Here is a 17418-nt window from a genome sequence, read left to right as displayed (position 1 = left end):
CTTATGCCGTTGCTTCCGATTGGTGGGGCAGACGAAGGGGATCGGCCTGCAAGTCCATTTCCAGATGCAGTTGCCGCGCGAACAAGCCGTTATGGCCTAACCCTTTGCCAATATGGATGACAGCAGCTTCCTTTAAAGGACCAGTCAGAATCGCATAGGCGCGCTTTCGCGCTTCTTCATCCATCCCATCGAGCGTACCATCAATCACAATCCAGCTTGGATTTTGCAGCACAAGCCGGGCGAGAGCGAGGCTTTGTTGCTCATCATCAGTCAGTGTGCGATCCCAACGCAGGACACGGTCGATCTGCGGTGTAAGCCTCTCCAATCCGGCGAGTTTCAACACGTCCGCCACCTGATTCTTCGAGAAATCAGCGGCACTCAACGGATAGACCACCGCATCATGCAGGTTGCCGGGCGGAATGTAGGGAGCATGCGGAATAAACACCACGCGATCTCCAGCAGGCAATCCAATCCGCCCGCTCCCCCAAGGCCACAAGCCCCCAAGCGCGCGGAAAAACCGACTGCGTTCGGTTTCAGTTGCGCCTGTCACAAACAGCCGCTCCCCGGGACCGATGCTGACATTCGTCTCAACTAGATTGAGACATCCATCAGGGACCGCAATAGACAGAGCTTCGATCGTAAGCCGCTCATCCTCGTTGGTTTCCAGAACTATCTGCCGGTCGATGTGGCCAATTTCATCCATACGTAATATGGCTTGTCGAAAGCTCGCCACGCGCAGCAATGTTGCCCGCCAATCGGCAATCGCGCCAAAGTTATCGACAAACCAGCGCAGCGAATTATGCACCTGCGTAAAAGCGCCGACAGCCATCATCAAACCGCCGAAGGTCAGTCCACCCGAAAAATAGACAGGTGCTGCAACAAGGATCGGAGCAACAATGGTGAACCAGCCATAGCCTGCCGTGACCCATGTCAGATTGGTTGTGGCAATAACAATTCGCTTGATGGCAACCAGCACCGCGTCAAGATCCAGGTCCAACCTGCGGCGCTCATCAGCCTCGCCTCGTGCCAATGTAACAGCATCGATATGCTCATTCACCCGCATCAACGAGAAGCGAAAATCGGCCTCGCGCGCATAGCGGTTGGCATTATGATTAACGAGACTGCGGCCAACAAACCAGGACAACAGCGACGCAGAACCCGCATAAAAAACCGCCGCCCAAACCATATAGCCCGGTATGGAAAAACTATAACCCCAAAGATGGAATACAAAGCCGCTCGACAGAGACCACAGGACGCCAACAAAGCTGACGAGAATGACGGTGGATTGCAGCAGATTGATGCCAAGATCGCTCGTAGTCTCGGCAAGATGACGCGCATCTTCCTGCAATCGTTGGTCCGGGTTGACGCCAATTTCGCCAGCTTTCGCAAGACGGAATGCCCGCCCCGGCTGCAACCACTCACCCACCAGATCGCGCGCCAGTCCTTCTCGTAGCTTTAGCTTGAACATTTGGTTCAGCCAGGTCTGGGACACGTTTAGAAGAAGGACCGATCCAGCGATGGCAAAAAAGATCAGAAGCTGATGAAAGAAGGCGCTCAGATTGCGATCTGACAGAGCATTGTAGAACGGGACATTCCAACGATTGATGGCGACCTGCCCCACAGCAATCAACACAATTAAAACGAAGATACCAGTGCCCAGCGCGATCAATTGGTTGCGAACCGGCGATACCCAAAACGCACTCATCATCATGCGCGCTTGCGAGAAGAGATCACTGCCGTCTAGCATGCCGCGATCAGCTTGCTGATGCGCACTATCGAGCCCTTGCGGCTTTTTCTGCTTTGATTTCGGCACCAAGTCTTTCCTCATCAAAATCGTTTAGGGCAGAAGTGAAACGTTGCGGGCAAACCCAGCTCTAAAAACAAGACTTCATCGAGTTGTTCTTAATCAATTCTGATCACGCCCTATAGCAATATTTTGGAACTTTTGCGTGACCCCGGACCCTGTCACGATAGTACAAAGTACAAATCGCGCGAAGGCTTCCGATGACCACATCCACTAAAGCAATTGATAAAGTTCTGATTTATGCCACATGGAACGGAAAGCTGCTCGTTTTCCGCGAACCGGAAAATCCAGACACACCGCTGCAGGTTCCAGGCGGAACTGTCGATGAGGGCGAAGAAATCCAAAGCGCAGCCTATCGTGAGTTTCACGAAGAAATTGGTATTTTCAAAACGTCCGGCATGCGTCATCTGGAAACTTTGACCTACAACTATATCGAACCTTTTCACATTGAAACACACCGTCGTCACTGCTTCCATCTACCTCTGTCGGGCAAATTTCCCGAGGAATGGCACCACTATGAAATGTTTCCTTGCGACGGAAACAAACCAATTCTTTTCAAATTGTTCTGGCTACCCTTGCTGGAAGCAAGTGCTCGCATTGGCCTGGGAATGGGGAAAAGCATTACAAAAATAGGCCTTTAGAGATAGCGCCGCCTATCTTGTGTTGGTCAAATTTGTCGCATATAGTCTTGTCATCGATTTTTCGGTCAAGTGACTTTGCGACCCGCCCGGCCTGCCGTGCTTCCTGACGATCTCCTGTCCATAAATTCGATTCACAGGGACGTGTGCGAAGCATACGGACTAACTACTACTAATGTTACAAAGGAATTTCCCATGGCTACGGGAACAGTTAAGTGGTTTAACACGACCAAGGGCTTCGGCTTCATTCAGCCTGATCAGGGCGGCACGGACGTATTCGTCCACATTTCCGCTGTTCAGCGCGCTGGTCTGGCCACGCTCGATGAAGGCCAGAAGGTTACGTACGAAATCGTACAGGACCGTCGTTCGGGCCGTTCGTCTGCCGACAACCTCGTCGCAGCATAATTTTTGCCGAATAGGCAAATGAAAGGCGGGGTATTGCCCCGCCTTTTTGTTTGTCCGCATTCTTATTCATTGTCGTTCAGATTTTTGCCAGCGCGCTTGCACCCAGAATGAGAGCTGCGATCAGTGCCGCACCGGTGCGGACATGGTTCCATAGCGTCCAGTCCCGAACGTAAGCGAGCCAGACGTCAGCTGACGTGGCAGCATTTGCATCAATCGCAGCAAGCTGATTGTTTAGCGGCACATTCAGGACCATTGTCACCCCGATGGTGCCAATGAGATAAACGGCAGCACCGATCATTACCCATTTCGACAGGCTACCAAAGCCCATCAGACCCAGCGCAATAATCGCCAGACACAATACTGCCGTTCCAAAAAACGCAGCGAAGAACGTGCCGTTGATGACTGTGATGTTGATCGATTGCATTGCCGATATGCCCGCATTGGCTGGGATACGCGCCAATGCCGCCATTACAAAGCTTGAAAATGCATAGAAAATGCCGCCCGTTATGGCGCTACCCCATGCTGTCAGCAGAACAAGCAGTTGAAAACTCATTGTCATGACTGTCCCTCCCATGTGCCTTCACCGGCAGCCTTGCGGGCAAAATCTGCAAACCGCCGCGGCGTGCGTCCGAGAGCTTCTTCCACGCCATGCGCCACACTCGCATTGCGACCATCGAAAAGCTCAGTGAAAAGATATCGCAAAAGCGTTATGACATCTTCAGGCAGCATCTGTTCGCGCAGGACCACTTCATAGTCAGCAAACGAAACGGGATGAAACGACAACTCTCTACCTGTCGCTTGGGCGATCTCGTTTACAGCATCACTGAAACTGAACAGTTCCGAACCGGTCAGTTCATAGAGCCGATTGCGATGCCCCGTTTCCGTAAGGGCGGCAACCGCGACATCAGCGATATCGTCGGCATCGATGAATGGTTCTTTCGTGTGACCAACCGGCAGCGTCAGCGAGCCTGAAAGTAACTCATCTCGCATGTAGTTCTCACTGAAGTTCTGCATGAACCAGCTTGCGCGAAGCACGGTCCAGTCCAATCCGGAAGTTTGAAGAGCCTGCTCTGCAGCCTCGGCCTCCTCCTCTCCTCGCCCGGAAAGAAGTACGACATGGTTCACGCCTGCCTTCTTCGCCGTCGACAGGAACGCTCGGATGACATCCACGGCACCCGGCAAGGCCAGATCCGGCTGATAGGTGACATAGGCATTCGTGATACCTTCAAGCGCCGCGGCCCAGGTAGATTGATTGTTCCAGTCAAAAACTATCTCGGTACTGCGCGATACGGCGCGAACCGAAAGCCCCATCCCTCGCAGCCTTTCTGAAACCCTCCTGCCGGTTTTTCCGGTAGCCCCAATCACCAGAAAACGATCATTCAGATCCGTATTCATCTTCATCTCCCAAAATGTGAGTAACTCTCATATTTGCAATATGTGAGCAATCCTCATATTCTGTCAAGACGAAAATGTGAGTCGGTCATGAAGCAGAATTCAGGCACGGAAACAGAAGTTATGGGCGCGGCCATCCTGCGCCGCACTCCTAGTCAAAGCCGCGCACAGGAAAAAATCCGGCGCATAGCAGAATGCGCCACTGCGCTGATCGCCGCCAAAGGCAGCGACAGTCTCAAGATGAGCGAGATTGCACAGCAGGCAGGCATTTCGATCGGTGCGCTCTATCAGTATTTTCCTGATAAAAGCGCGCTGATCCGCTATCTGTTTGAAAGCTGTAACGCGCAGTCCCGTCAGTGCATCGAAGACGGCCTTGCAGCGGCGAGTTCGGTCGACGAACTGATCGTGGCATTCAATGCATTGATTGACGAATATCTGGCGTTGATGCGGCTGGAACCCGCAATGCGCGACATATGGTCGGCCACGCAGACCGATAAAATATTGTCAAAGCTGGAGATCGCCGAGAGTCGACAGAACGGCAAGTTGCTCGCAGATACGATCCGTAGGATTGTTCCCGCTAGAGAGTCGGCACAGTTGGACGAAACCGCTTTCCTGCTGATGCATTTTGGCGAAACCACCATGCGCATCGCCGTCGAGGTCTCGGAAAACGAATGCGATGCGTTGATAGCGGCCTTTAAAATCATGGCCACGCGAAGCTTGCTAGACCTCATGGCGGATTAGAGCATTTCCAGCAAAAGTGTGAAGCGGTTTTGCTTTGGATAATACGTAAAACAAATAGCTAAAGCATGTCGCAGTTAAGTGGATTCATTTAACGTTCGCGAACATGCGGAAATTACAAGAATCTAGGGCGAGCACCTTGGGTGCGATTAAACGCGACACGCTCTAGAGCGTGCTCCAAAGGTTCAATCTTAACTGGAACCGCTCTAAAACCCTTATGGCAACCAGTCCAGCGATACATGCCCCTCATCCGCAGCAACGCGGGCAAGCCATGCATTTACAGCCGGATATCGCGCCATGTTGAAACCACCTCGATGCGCCTCATGCGTATAGGCATAAAGCGCGATGTCGGCGACAGTCAGGCTGTCGCCAACGAGAAATGGTGTCTTGTTCAGCTGCTCTTCCATAACACCAAGAGCTTTTTCGCCACCAACAAGTGTTGATGCGAGACGTTCAGGCGTCGCGTCATGCGCCCGCTCTGGATAGACCATCAAGGCGCGGCGCACAGCGACATAAGGTTCATGGCTATATTGTTCGAAGAACAGCCATTGATAAACTAACGCCCGCTCATAAGCGTCTTTCGGCAGATAGGGCGTTCCCTCTGCTAGATGGAGAAGAATGGCATTTGATTCGGCAAGGAAGCGACCGTCTTCCAGCTCGAGCAGCGGAACTTTGCCATTGGGGTTTTTCGCCAGATATTCGGGCATTCGCGTCGAACCGTCGAGGGAAGACACAGTGACATGCTTGAACGGCCTGCCGAGTTTCGCAAGCAAAAGCCGTGGCTTATAGCAATTTCCGGAATCTGGCTGTGAATAGATTGTGAGCATCTGCTTCTCCTGTGCTGGTATAACATCTTTGCATCCGTGCAGCCTGTCCAATCAGTTTCATTGAAACAATATGTTCGCGGCATTGATGGATCAGAACTTTTCAGCAACACATTCTCGCGAGAAACCCGAATTTATTGCGAAACTGCAAAGCTTTTGTTGCGATTCGTGCGCCAATGCGACATAGAAAGTCCGCAAAACCGGACCGTGCCCGGTGCCGGTTATCTGATCCTGCCATCTATGGAGATCTATCATGGCATTTCTCGCCGACGCCCTTTCTCGTGTAAAGCCATCTGCGACCATCGCGGTCAGCCAGAAAGCACGCGAACTGAAAGCCAAGGGCAAGGACGTGATTGGTCTCGGAGCGGGCGAACCCGATTTCGATACTCCAGACAATATCAAGCAAGCGGCCATCGACGCGATCAATCGCGGCGAAACCAAGTACACCCCTGTTGCTGGTATCCCTGAGTTGCGTCAGGCTATCGTCGCCAAGTTCAAGCGCGAAAATGGCCTCGACTATAAGCCTGAGCAGGTCATCGTCGGCACTGGTGGCAAGCAGATCCTGTTCAACGCTTTCATGGCTACACTGAACCCTGGCGATGAAGTTATCGTCCCTGCTCCATACTGGGTAAGCTACCCGGAAATGGTTGCCATCAACGGTGGCACGCCTGTGTTCGTCAACACGCGTCAGGAAGACAATTTCAAACTGACAGCAGCTGATCTTGAAAAGGCGATCACGCCAAAGACCAAGTGGCTGATCTTCAACTCGCCGTCAAACCCAACAGGCTCCGCTTATACGGAAGCAGAACTGAAGTCCCTGACCGATGTTCTCGTGCGTCATCCGCAGGTCTGGATTCTGACCGACGATATGTATGAGCATCTGGTGTATGGCGATTTCGTCTTCACGACACCTGCGCAGGTCGAGCCTTCGCTTTATGATCGCACGCTCACCATGAACGGTGTATCGAAGGCCTATGCAATGACCGGCTGGCGTATCGGCTATGCAGCAGGTCCATTGCAGCTCATCAAGGCCATGGACATGGTTCAGGGTCAGCAGACCTCTGGTGCCTGCTCCATCGCTCAGTGGGCTGCTGTTGAAGCGCTGAACGGCACACAGGACTTCATTCCGAAGAACAAGGAAATCTTCCAGGCTCGTCGTGATCTGGTTGTCTCCATGCTCAACCAGGCCAAGGGCATCAACTGCCCGACACCTGAAGGTGCGTTCTACGTCTATCCGTCATGCGCGGGCCTTATCGGCAAGAAGACTGAAGCCGGCAAGGTTATTGAGACTGACGAAGATTTCGTGAGCGAACTGCTGGAAGCAGAAGGCGTTGCCGTGGTTCACGGCTCGGCTTTCGGTCTCGGACCAAACTTCCGCATTTCCTATGCGACCTCGGATGAACTGCTTGAAGAAGCCTGCTCACGCATTCAGCGCTTCTGCGCAAGCTTGCGCTAAACACTTGAGACATTGAATGACGAAGGGGCCGAAAGGCCCCTTTTTCGTATCTGCATTTCCGAGAAAGTAAAGTGCTGGGCGAAAAGCCAAAAAAAAAGCCAGACAAATGTCTGGCTTTGAGTTTTGAAGGTGCCATTGAGGCAAACCTCCAGAGGGGAACACTCAGCCTGCGTAAAATGGGAGGAGGAAACGCAGCGCTGAGATGATCTTTATATGCACTTTGCTTATTGTTTTGGCAATGCAACTTTATGGCAATGCAGCTATGCGTTTTATGCATAGCTCGAAAACAATAAAAACATAAATAAATTCATACAGTTATACATTAACCACTGAAACCATATTCTATATCAGCACTATAATGACAGCCCAAACCGCAGGCAGATGCAAGCCTGGCCTGCCTCTAAAAACAGCAAATCACTTCCACTGGCAACATTCACAGGGGCTGTCACGAAACTATCACCACACTGCATCGAACCTGTCACAGAAGAGGCATAGAAGCCCTCGCAAGGCCGCAGCTATCCCCGATGAATGCCCAAAACGGCACGTGCTGCGCGCACCCCTTATTCAAAAAGGAGCGCCATCTTGCGGATCGTTCAGATTACAGACACTCACCTCAGCCCTACCAAGTCGCACTTCAACAGCAACTGGTCCCCACTGGTTGCTTGGGTCGAACAGCAGAAGCCAGACCTCATCATCCATACCGGCGACTTGACCGTCGATGGAGCCGATGTTGAAGCTGACCTGATTTTCTGCCGCGACCGTATTGCAGAGCTTCCCGCTCCGGTTCTGAGCCTGCCCGGCAATCACGACATCGGCCACCTTCCCGGCAGCCACCAGCCCGTCAACCTTGAGCGCCTTGAGCGCTGGCGCACTCATTTCGGCGCAGATTATTGGGCGAAGGATTTCGGCGGCTGGCGCATTATTGGTCTCAACAGCCTGATTATCGGTGCAAATTCGGCTGAGGAAGAAGAACAGTTTCAATGGCTGGAAGCTGAACTGAACCACAGCGACGGCAGGCCGGTTGCAGTCTTTGCACACAAGCCTGTTTTCGTCGATGCGCCGAACGAAGGCGACACAGGCTACTGGGGCATTCGCCCGGCACCCCGCCAGCGTCTTTATGATCTTTTCTCAGCTCATAATGTGAAGCTTCATGCCAGCGGCCATCTGCACCGCGCCTGGGCAGGCACGACCGACGGCATCAGCTATATCTGGGCACCCGCTGCCGCATTCACAGTTGGTTCGATTGAACGCGATCTGCCCGGCGAACGCATTCTCGGTGCTGTCATCCATGACCTCGACGAGACCGCAAAAAGTCAAATCGTCCACATCGCAGAACTGAAACCTTACGTGATCGACGATGTCATGCACGAGGTCTATCCCCACCACACCGGCGATGGCAAAGCCACAAAGGTTGCTGAGGAGGCCAGCCAGTGAGCACGCTCACCCTCCGCGACATCAGCAAATCCTATGGCAGCAACCGTATTCTTGACGGTATTTCTCTGGAAGCGGCGGAGGGTGAATTCATTGCTCTTGTTGGTCCTTCCGGCTGCGGCAAAAGCACATTGCTGCGCATTCTGGCCGGGCTGGACCACGCAGACGAGGGCAGCATAGCCATTGCCGGGCGTGACATTACCGCAGCACATCCCGCCGATCGCAATATGGCGATGGTCTTCCAGTCATACGCCCTTTATCCGCACCTGACAGCCGCACAGAACATTGCCGTGCCGCTTGCCATGCGCGATCTGACAACGATGGAGCGCATGCCGCTCATTGGTCCACTTATTCCCAGCCAGAGGAAAAAGCGGGCTTTTATTCAGAAACAGGTCAGGGCGACTGCGACCAGCCTGAAAATTGACCATCTGCTTGATCGAAAGCCGGGTCAGATGTCGGGAGGTCAGCGGCAGCGTGTGGCTCTTGCCCGCGCCCTCGTTCGCCAGCCGGGTGCGTTCCTGATGGACGAACCGCTATCCAATCTTGATGCCAATCTGCGTGTTCATACCCGCGCCGAGATTGTCGAGTTGCATCGTCGTGCAGGTGTGCCAACTATCTACGTTACACATGATCAGGCGGAAGCGCTCAGCATGGCCGACCGCGTTGCGGTCATGATGGGTGGCAAGCTCCTTCAGATCGACACTCCAACTGCGATCTATAACGATCCAAAACACATCGAAGTCGCGCAATTCATTGGCACGCCCCGGATCAATATCCTTGATGCCGTGATCAGCGATAACGGCATCGTTCATTTTGCTGGTCACGCCATTCTGCAAGGCGTCGCAGCCCATTTCGGCACGCAAGTCCGCATCGGCATCAGACCTGAACATTTCCGTATCGTTCCGCATGACAAGACCGGCATCAGTGCGACCGTCTCACGGATCGAGTTTCTCGGCTCGGAAGTGCTCATTTATATGAAAGCGCCCGGCACATCAGTGGAACTGACGGCAAAGCTCGACCCCGCCAACGCAAAGCACATCATAACCGGCATGCCGGTGGGCCTGCATTTTGACGCCACCAGCATCTATTTGTTTGGCGATGATGGCCTGCGTTTGCGTCAGCCCGCCGATAGCAACGTGACGCTTGCAGCCCGCGAAAAGGCACCAGCCCATGTCTGACGCCGCCCTTTCCCATGCGGGTGCAAGCCGCGCACGTACGGCCGCAGAAAATGCCCGCCGTCGCGAAGAACGTCTTGCGTGGAAACTCGCTTCCCCTGCGATTTTTCTGACTGTACTCCTGATCTTGCTGCCAACCGCTGCCGTGATCTTCTGGAGTTTCACCAATTTCGAGCTTGGCTATGATGGTTTCGAGTTTATCGGGCTTGATAATTATGCCGAACTCTTCAGCGACCGCACCTTCCTGATCTCGCTCAAAAACACTGCCGTCTACACCGCTATTGTGGCTCCTGCCTCAGTCTTTCTCGGCCTTGGCGTAGCACTCCTTATCGAAAGCGAAGTGCGCGGCAAGTCGTTCTTCCGCACGGTTTACTTCCTGCCAGTAGCCTCACTCCTCGTCGCCATGGCAACCGTGTGGCAATATTTGCTGCACCCAACCCTCGGCCCCGTCAACGCCATGCTCGGCCTGATCGGCATCACTGGCCCCAATTGGCTTGGTTCCAGCGACACGGTTCTGACCAGTCTTGCGATGATCGGCGTGTGGCAAAGCGTTGGCTTTAACATGGTGCTGTTTCTGGCAGGCCTCACCGCAATCCCGCGCGAGCTCTACTCTGCTGCCGAAGTGGATGGCGTGAAAAACAGCTGGGAGCGGTTTCGTCTGGTCACATGGCCTTTGCTCGGACCAACTACGCTTTTTGTGACAACGATCAGCATTATCAATGCCGTGAAGGTCTTTGAAACGGTCAAGACTCTCACAGAAGGCGGCCCGAACAAAGCCTCCGAAGTGCTGCTCTGGACTATCTATCAGGAAGGCTTCGTCTTTCTGCGCGTCGGTTATGCCTCTGCAATGACCGTGATTTTCCTCGCCGTTCTTATTGTCCTGATGATGCTTCAGTTCCGCGTTCTGGACCGTCGGACCCACTATTGAGGAACCCCGGATGACATTGGCTCGTTCTTTCCGTCTCGGAATTCTGTCGCTGGGTGCGCTGCTGTTTTTGGCACCCTATATTTTCATGCTGTCCACGGCAGCAAAATCCCAGCAGGACATTTTCTCGTCCTCGCTCTCTCTCATTCCACAACACTGGGCGCTTTGGGACAATCTGACCAAAGCTTTGACACGCGTTCCAATGGGGCTTTTGCTGTTTAACGGTGTTGTCGTGTGTGGATTGGTTCTGGTCGTTCAGGTGGTCATCGCCATTCCCTGCGCTTATGCGATGGCAAAGTTACAGTTTCGCGGCCAGCGCACCATGATGATGCTGGTTATGCTTGGCCTTCTTGTACCGATCCATGCAACCGCACTGCCATTCTATGTCGGTTTCAACAAGCTTGGTGTGCTCAACAGCTATTTCGCACTGAGCGCTCCGTTCTTCATCTCGGTCTTCGGTATTTTCTTGTTTCTGCAGTTCTTCCGTGCCCTGCCGGATGATCTCATCAGTGCGGCCCGTCTCGATGGCATGTCCGAAGCTGGCATTGTCATGCGGGTCATTGTTCCCAACGCATGGCCCGCCATCACAGCCTTTTCGATTTTCTCGGTAGTTGCGCATTGGAACGATCTTTTTTGGCCGCTCATTGTCGTCACCGGCATGGAACGCGCTACGCCACCGCTCGGCCTGCTTTACTTCCGCGCGGCAGAAGCAGGCGACGACTACGGAGCACTCATGGCGGCAACGCTCATCATTACGCTGCCCCTTCTCCTCGCGTTCCTTGCAGCCCAGCGCCGCTTCATCGAAGGCATCACCTTAACTGGCCTAAAGGGCTGAATTTTCCCTCCCCGTCCCACAGGAGTTACCCATGAAACGCCTTTCCAGCGCTCTCGCCGCTCTGGTTGTTGCGACAGGCCTCACCGCGCCTGCTTTCGCAGACACCACACTGAATGTGCATTACCCGATGCCCGGCTTCTTCAAGGATGTCATGGCGGACATCTCCAAGAAGTTCATGGAAGAAAATCCGGACATCAAAATCAACTTCGTCAGTCCTTCCGCGACTTACGAGGAAGGCATCCAGACCATCATGCGTCAGGCTGGCACCTCGGAAATGCCGGACATCACTTTCACCGGTTTGAATCGCTTGCGCGTATTGGCCGAGCGCAACATCGGCGTTGATATGAAGCCGCTCGTCGATAAGGAAGCGGATCTTGAAGCCCAAGGCTTCACCGATCATCTGCTGAGCCTTGCGCATGTCGGCGACCGTCAGGTCGGCCTGGCATTCGCAACCTCAAACCCGATCATGTATTACAATGCCGATCTGGTTAAGGCTGCCGGGGGCAATCCCGACACGCCTCCAACCACATGGGACGAAGTGATTGAGCTTGGCGGTAAGATCAAGGCGCTTGGCGATGGCAATGAAGGCATCGATTTCCGCTGGCAGGGCGATGACTGGATGTTCTCTGCACTTCTGTTCGGCGCTGGCGGCACGATGCTCTCAGAAGATGAAAAGAAAGTCGCGTTCAACGGTCCAGAAGGACTTGCAGCATTCAAGCTGGTCGATCGTATGGTGAAAGAAGGCGGTCTGCCGGTTCTGACCAAAGCGGCTGGCGAGCAGGCTTTCGCGGCTGGTAAAGTCGGCTTCGCATTCCAGACAACTGGTGCTTTGCGCAACACGATCAAGAATGTCGGTGACAAGTTCGACATGCGTACCGCGAAAATACCACTTCTCAACGCCGAAAAGGGCCGTCTGCCAACTGGTGGTAATGCGGTTGTTATCCTGACCGAAGATCAGGCCAAGCAGGATGCAGCATGGAAATTCGCCAAATTCGCTGCCGGCCCTTATGGCGCATCGGTTGTCGTGCCGGGCACTGGCTATGTACCAAACAACGAACTGGCGGCAAAATCGGATGAATATCTCGGCAAATTCTACGAGGAAAATCCGCTGTTTAAAGCCGGTCTCAGCCAGATGTCGCTGATGATCCCCTGGTATGCTTTCCCGGGTTCCAATGGCGTTAAGGTAACGCAGACCATCGTCGATAATCTTTCGCGCGTCGTTGAACAGTCTGCAACGCCGGAAGATGCTCTCGCCGATGCATCTAAGGAAGTGCAGCGCCTACTGCCGCGCAAGTAACATATACGAAAAAAGAAAGAGCCGCGCTGGATGATCCAGCGCGGCTTATTCGTGTCATTAAACTAAAATCAGAACGTCCAGTTACGCGCTTTCGAGAATAGGAAGTCACGGAAGGCATGCAGTTTGGCAGAGTTTTTCAACGCTTCCGGATAGCAGAAGAATGTATCGAACGACGGGATTTCCTCAAGCTCGGGCAGAAGCTGCACCAGACCGGATTCCTTGTCCGCCATATAGTCAGGCAAAACGGCGATACCGACACCGCGCTGAACAGCACGACGGATGGACAGCAGATTATTAACCTGCAGAACTGGAATGCGCGCACTTCCATCTGAGCGACCAGCGATCTCCAGCCAGTTCAACCCGGTGAGATAGCTCGGAGCAGGTTCACCAAAAGTCACCACGCGATGCTGATCAATCTCATCGATCGAGTTCAGCTTGCCGTATTTGGAAACATAACCAGCCGACGCATAGACGTGCATATGCACAGTAAACAGACGACGCTGGATCAGATCAGGCTGCTGTGGCTGACGCAGACGGATCGCGCAGTCAGCATGACGCATGGTGAGATCCAGCTCTTCATTGTCGAGAATGAGCTGAAGCTGCACGTCAGGGTATAGCTCGACAAATTCCTGAATACGCTCGATCAGCCAGCCTGAACCCAGACCAACTGTTGTCGTCACGCGCAGGCGCCCTGTCGGCTTTTCCTTGCTTTCGGCCAGTTTCGAGCGGACGTTTTCGAGCTTCATCAGCACGTCATGCGCCGTCCGGTAGAGCGTTTCGCCCTGCTCCGTCAAAATGAGCCCGCGGGCATGGCGATGGAATAGCGGAACACCAACGTCCTGCTCCAACGCGCTGACCTGTCGCGAGATAGCTGATTGCGACAGATGCAATGTCTGTGCGGCATGGGTGAAGGACCCGGCTTCCGCAGCAGCATGGAAAATGCGCAGTTTGTCCCAGTCGAGCGGTGCGACCACCTTCTCCCCCTCTCGTTACTCCGCAGCTTCGTGCAGCGGTTCCTGTGCAGCCAACCAGCGCTCGGATTCGAGCGCCGCCATGCAGCCCATACCAGCGGCAGTCACTGCTTGCCGGTAAATATCATCGGTAACGTCACCGGCGGCGAAAATGCCTGGCACGTCGGTAGCGGTCGAATCGGGTGCGGTCCAAAGATAGCCATTTGGCTTCTGCTTGAGCTTGCCCTCGAACAAAGAAACGGCAGGTGCATGCCCAATAGCGACGAAAACCCCGTGAGTTTCATGCTCACTCAGCTCACCCGTCACGATATTCTTGAGACGAACACCCGTTACCGTTGCCCCCATTGGCGGCTTGGCTTCGGTGCCGACGATTTCATCAATAACGCTGTTCCAGATAACCTTGACGTTTTCGCGCGACATCAGGCGATCCTGCATAATCTTCTCAGCGCGGAAACCTTCACGGCGATGCACCACAGTAACGCTCTTGGCGATATGCGAAAGATAGAGTGCTTCTTCGACTGCTGTATTGCCGCCGCCGACCACAACCACATCCTTGCCGCGATAGAAGAAGCCATCACAGGTCGCACAAGCTGAAACGCCACCGCCCATGAAAGTCTGTTCACTTTCAAGACCAAGCCACTTGGCTTGAGCGCCAGTCGCGATAATCAATGCATCGCAGGTATAAACGGTGCCGGAATCGCCAATCAAACGGAAAGGCCGCGACGTCGTATCAACTTCCGTGATGATGTCATAAAGGATTTCAGCGCCAACATTCTGAGCCTGTGTCGCCATCTGATCCATCATCCATGGCCCCTGCACTGGCTCGGCATAGCCCGGATAGTTTTCCACATCCGTCGTGATCATCAACTGGCCGCCCTGCTGCAAACCGGTAATGATAATGGGCTTGAGCATCGCGCGTGCAGCATAAATCGCCGCCGTATAGCCTGCCGGACCAGAGCCGATTACAATAACGGGCGCATGACGCTGTGACATGGGAATAGTTCTCCGGTCCAAAATCGATTTAAATCGTGGGCTTTCGGCTCACCAGAATCGCCTTCGCGCCCAGCTTTGCCAATGCCCTGATATTGTGGCCAAGGTAGGTCTGCGATCCGCTGTTTGCAAGGTTGGAGCAGCATTTGCTGCGCTTTAGCCACAGCTTGTCACCATTCAGCACAATGATGCTGCATACCCACATTGCGGCTGGCAAGTTCCCGCGTTAAACACAGGACAACAAAGCAGCTTTCAAAATCGCTGGAGCCGAAGGCCATATACAAGACCGTTGCTAATATCTGTGCGCGTTTCGGCCTCGTCATGGCTGTAGCAATGCTATTGCCTGCGGCAATCGACTTGCGTGACGGCAGCGATGACTGGCTTATTTTCGTGCGTTCTGCGGCAGCAACCGGTGCATTATCAGCCCTGATCCTGTTTGCCACCCAAAACCAGAACACGCGCTTCACACCGCGCCTTGGTTTTTTGCTAACTGCATGTCTGTGGCTGACAGCCAGTTTTCTGGGATCGATCCCCCTTTATTTTTCGCATCTGCCGATCAGCTATGCGACCGCTTTCTTTGAAGCCATGTCAGGCGTGACCTCCACTGGTGCCACAGCATTGACAGGCCTCGATGAGATGCAGCGCGGAATTCTACTCTGGCGTTCGCTTCTGTGCTGGATCGGTGGTGTCGGCTTCATCGGCTTGGCGCTATTAATGCTGCCTTCGCTGCGCGCAGGCGGTCTCGCACTCTTTCACATGGAAAATTCCGACAAATCGGAAAAAATTCTGCCGCGCATGAACCAGATCGCGCTCGGCATCGTTATGGCCTATCTCACTCTGACAGCCGCCTGCATGATTGCGTATTTCGCAGTTGGCATGAGCATGTTTGACGCGATCAATCATGGTCTGGCAACGGTCGCAACGGCAGGCTTCTCGACGCACGATAGTTCATTCGGCTTTTACGAAGGCAACCGGAAGCTGCTCATCGTATCGACGGTTTTTATGGCGCTTTCGGCCCTACCATTCGTCCTTTATATCAAGGCATTTATGCCACGTCGGCTCGAGTCACTTGCCGATCCGCAGGTAAAACTGTTTTTTGCCCTCGTCATCGGCTTCAGTTTCCTTCTCGCAATTGTTCTAAGGCTTGGTTCGAACATTCCGTTTGGCGATGCACTCATCTCCGCATCGTTTCACTTCGTCTCCGTCATCACGACAACTGGCTTTACGACCGAGGATTATTCGCTGTGGGGACCACCAGCCCTTGGCATTTTCTTCCTCGCATCGTTTCTTGGAGGCTGCGCAGGATCGACATCTGGCGGCATCAAAATGAACCGCCTCATCATTCTATGGAGCCTGACACAAGCCAATCTCGCACGCCTTGTCATGCCCCATGCAGTTATAAAAATCCGGTACGGTTCTTCTGAGGTGTCTGGCGAGATCGCTCAGAACGTATTGCTCTATCTGTTTCTTTATATTGCATCGCTCATTATCGGCGCTGTTTTGCTGGCTTCCCTTGGTCTCGATTTCGTATCGGCCTTCACCGGCGCATTGACCGCATTGTCGAACGTAGGCCCAGGATTCGGGGATACGATCGGGCCTGCTGGTAATTTTTCAACGATCCACGACCCGGCACTTTGGGTACTTTCGTTTCTCATGCTGGCCGGTCGTCTTGAACTCGTAACCATATTTATCCTGTTCACACGTACTTTCTGGATGCGCTAACAACGCTTTAGACGGTTTACATCCTGTCGTTTCTTTTGGTATGAGCAGGATTAGATTGCGCTATAGCAGCGCTGAGTGTTTTATAATTACGCCTGAATGAAATTTCATTGCGCGCGGAGTTTTGCATGCCGATCAAGGCTGATCTGGACGAAATCGATTGGAAAATCCTTCGGGAGCTCCAGAATAACGGGCGCATCACCAATGTTGAGCTAGCCGAACGTGTCGGTATCTCTGCCCCTCCCTGCCTGCGTCGTGTGCGCAAGCTGGAGGAAAGTGGCGTCATTCGTGGCTATCGCGCCATACTGAATGGCAATGCGCTCGGGCAGGATCTCGTAGCATTCTGTTCAGTGGGACTGCATCGTCAGGCAGACGCCGATCTCAAGGCTTTTGCCGAAAAGACCAAGCAGTGGCCGCTTGTACGCCGCGCATGGATGGTATCTGGCGAGTCCGATTTCCTGCTCCATTGCGTCGCACGCGACCTCAACACCTTTCAGACTTTCGTTATCGAAGAGCTGACCGCCGCTCCTAATGTGGATTCGGTACGCACAGCCCTGACCATTCGTCCTGTGAAAGACGAACCGCTGATGATTCTCTAGAGCGTCGGGCGCTAATCATGCAACACATTGAGCTGCTTTGAAGAAGTTTCGGCACTCTTGTGGCGAAAACAGATCGCAGACGGAGCCGAGGGCTCTCCATAGCTCGTCATAGGTGCGTGCTTTAGCTTTTCGCAACAAGGCTTTGATTTTGGAAAAGGCCTGTTCTATTGGATTGAGTTCCGGCGAGTATCTGGGCAGGAATAACACCCACGCGCCACG

The 17418-nt window shown here is 53.6% G+C and carries 18 protein-coding genes and 1 pseudogene; 12 read left to right on the top strand and 7 right to left on the bottom strand.

The window, feature by feature from the left end; translation table 11 throughout:
* Position 1: 1 nt before the first annotated feature.
* A complete protein-coding gene (locus tag OIV19_RS12355; protein WP_264231826.1) occupies positions 2-1828 on the bottom strand; it encodes an ABC transporter ATP-binding protein/permease in 1827 nt (608 codons plus the stop codon).
* Positions 1829-2004: 176 nt separating this feature from the next.
* Here OIV19_RS12355 and OIV19_RS12350 point away from each other — a divergent pair, with 176 nt between their 5' ends.
* Both OIV19_RS12350 and OIV19_RS12345 read left to right on the top strand, forming a co-directional pair.
* Positions 2005-2445: an NUDIX domain-containing protein gene (locus tag OIV19_RS12350; protein WP_264231825.1), complete on the top strand. Its 441-nt coding sequence runs from the start codon at positions 2005-2007 to the stop codon at positions 2443-2445.
* A 192-nt stretch (positions 2446-2637) separates the two neighbouring features.
* Positions 2638-2847: a cold-shock protein gene (locus tag OIV19_RS12345; protein ID WP_007875924.1), complete on the top strand. Its 210-nt coding sequence runs from the start codon at positions 2638-2640 to the stop codon at positions 2845-2847.
* Between the two features lie 76 nt (positions 2848-2923).
* Here the strand turns inward: OIV19_RS12345 and OIV19_RS12340 are convergent, their stop codons facing one another.
* Positions 2924-3406 (bottom strand): anthrone oxygenase family protein, encoded by a 483-nt coding sequence (locus OIV19_RS12340; protein ID WP_264231824.1) that lies wholly within the window; start codon positions 3404-3406, stop codon positions 2924-2926.
* Positions 3403-4242 carry an NAD(P)H-binding protein gene (locus tag OIV19_RS12335; RefSeq protein WP_264231823.1) on the bottom strand — a complete coding sequence of 280 codons (840 nt, stop codon included), beginning with the start codon at positions 4240-4242 and terminating at the stop codon, positions 3403-3405. The genes OIV19_RS12340 and OIV19_RS12335 overlap by 4 nt, the downstream gene beginning before the upstream one ends.
* Before the next feature lie 120 nt (positions 4243-4362).
* On the opposite strand from OIV19_RS12335, the gene OIV19_RS12330 reads away from it, so the two are divergent.
* The gene (locus tag OIV19_RS12330; protein WP_244923262.1) at positions 4363-4980 is read left to right on the top strand and encodes a TetR/AcrR family transcriptional regulator; all 618 of its coding nucleotides are present in this window, start codon (positions 4363-4365) and stop codon (positions 4978-4980) included.
* 212 nt (positions 4981-5192) lie between these two features.
* Here the strand turns inward: OIV19_RS12330 and OIV19_RS12325 are convergent, their stop codons facing one another.
* The gene (locus OIV19_RS12325; RefSeq protein ID WP_264231822.1) at positions 5193-5804 is read right to left on the bottom strand and encodes a glutathione S-transferase family protein; all 612 of its coding nucleotides are present in this window, start codon (positions 5802-5804) and stop codon (positions 5193-5195) included.
* A 250-nt stretch (positions 5805-6054) separates the two neighbouring features.
* Here OIV19_RS12325 and OIV19_RS12320 point away from each other — a divergent pair, with 250 nt between their 5' ends.
* The 7 genes and pseudogenes from OIV19_RS12320 (at position 6055) to OIV19_RS12290 (ending at position 12920) form a co-directional block, all read left to right on the top strand.
* Entirely contained in the window at positions 6055-7257 is a 1203-nt protein-coding gene (locus OIV19_RS12320) for a pyridoxal phosphate-dependent aminotransferase (protein WP_094577703.1), read from the top strand.
* A 16-nt stretch (positions 7258-7273) separates the two neighbouring features.
* Positions 7274-7463, top strand: a pseudogene (locus OIV19_RS12315) (hypothetical protein).
* A gap of 376 nt (positions 7464-7839) precedes the next feature.
* Positions 7840-8691: a metallophosphoesterase family protein gene (locus tag OIV19_RS12310; protein WP_264231821.1), complete on the top strand. Its 852-nt coding sequence runs from the start codon at positions 7840-7842 to the stop codon at positions 8689-8691.
* Complete coding sequence (locus tag OIV19_RS12305; protein WP_095447071.1) at positions 8688-9866, top strand: ABC transporter ATP-binding protein; 1179 nt, start codon at positions 8688-8690, stop codon at positions 9864-9866. The genes OIV19_RS12310 and OIV19_RS12305 overlap by 4 nt, the downstream gene beginning before the upstream one ends.
* Complete coding sequence (locus OIV19_RS12300; RefSeq protein ID WP_264231820.1) at positions 9859-10791, top strand: carbohydrate ABC transporter permease; 933 nt, start codon at positions 9859-9861, stop codon at positions 10789-10791. Before OIV19_RS12305 ends, OIV19_RS12300 begins: the two co-directional genes overlap by 8 nt.
* A gap of 10 nt (positions 10792-10801) precedes the next feature.
* Positions 10802-11623, top strand: coding sequence for a carbohydrate ABC transporter permease (locus OIV19_RS12295; RefSeq protein WP_095447073.1), 822 nt, complete (start codon positions 10802-10804; stop codon positions 11621-11623).
* Positions 11624-11654: 31 nt separating this feature from the next.
* Positions 11655-12920 carry an ABC transporter substrate-binding protein gene (locus tag OIV19_RS12290; protein ID WP_264231819.1) on the top strand — a complete coding sequence of 422 codons (1266 nt, stop codon included), beginning with the start codon at positions 11655-11657 and terminating at the stop codon, positions 12918-12920.
* A 68-nt stretch (positions 12921-12988) separates the two neighbouring features.
* Here OIV19_RS12290 and OIV19_RS12285 read toward each other — a convergent pair whose 3' ends face one another.
* Positions 12989-13894 carry a LysR family transcriptional regulator gene (locus OIV19_RS12285; protein ID WP_024899462.1) on the bottom strand — a complete coding sequence of 302 codons (906 nt, stop codon included), beginning with the start codon at positions 13892-13894 and terminating at the stop codon, positions 12989-12991.
* A 15-nt stretch (positions 13895-13909) separates the two neighbouring features.
* Positions 13910-14884, bottom strand: a complete 975-nt coding sequence (gene trxB, locus OIV19_RS12280) for a thioredoxin-disulfide reductase (protein ID WP_095447075.1) — start codon at positions 14882-14884, stop codon at positions 13910-13912.
* Positions 14885-15202: 318 nt separating this feature from the next.
* Here trxB and OIV19_RS12275 point away from each other — a divergent pair, with 318 nt between their 5' ends.
* Complete coding sequence (locus tag OIV19_RS12275; RefSeq protein WP_095447937.1) at positions 15203-16603, top strand: TrkH family potassium uptake protein; 1401 nt, start codon at positions 15203-15205, stop codon at positions 16601-16603.
* Between the two features lie 125 nt (positions 16604-16728).
* A complete protein-coding gene (locus OIV19_RS12270; RefSeq protein ID WP_095447076.1) occupies positions 16729-17199 on the top strand; it encodes an Lrp/AsnC family transcriptional regulator in 471 nt (156 codons plus the stop codon).
* A 15-nt stretch (positions 17200-17214) separates the two neighbouring features.
* Here OIV19_RS12270 and OIV19_RS12265 read toward each other — a convergent pair.
* Positions 17215-17418: transposase (locus tag OIV19_RS12265; RefSeq protein ID WP_264231818.1), on the bottom strand; the 204-nt coding region annotated here is incomplete at its 5' end.

Origin of the sequence: Brucella sp. HL-2 (assembly GCF_025846885.2) — a bacterium.
Lineage (GTDB): Bacteria > Pseudomonadota > Alphaproteobacteria > Rhizobiales > Rhizobiaceae > Brucella > Brucella quorumnocens.
This window is presented reverse-complemented; position numbering and strand designations above follow the sequence as displayed.